Origin of the sequence: Hwanghaeella sp. 1Z406 (assembly GCF_048892425.1) — a bacterium.
GTDB lineage: Bacteria > Pseudomonadota > Alphaproteobacteria > UBA8366 > Aestuariispiraceae > Pacificispira.
The window spans coordinates 1-255 of the sequence record NZ_JBLZHU010000061.1 but is presented as its reverse complement, the minus strand read 5'-3'; the positions used below and the strand labels follow the sequence as shown (position 1 = coordinate 255).

Sequence of the window (255 nt, the reverse complement as noted above, 5' to 3'; positions counted from 1 at the left end):
AAAGCCGCAATTGAGGGTCTGCGCCACTGATAGAGAAATCGTCCCCGATTTGATCCTGGGCCTGATCGGCTATGCGTGTCAGAATGTCATTGACGGTTTGAACAGTCTCATCTGGAATTTCTGTATCTTGAGCAATCACTTGCAGTACAGAACCTGTGACGGAAAACTGAACATCGGCCTGGGCAATTCCATAGGCCGAAAAGACCGATGCATAGGGCGGAATAACGATTTTCTTCGCCCCGATCTCTGCGCCGT

1 protein-coding gene is annotated in these 255 nt (G+C 50.2%); it reads right to left on the bottom strand.

Translation table 11 applies throughout. From position 1 onward, the window contains the following. The coding region (locus ACOSDR_RS20345; RefSeq protein ID WP_420732365.1) for a hypothetical protein at window positions 1-255 on the bottom strand (255 nt) is incomplete at both ends.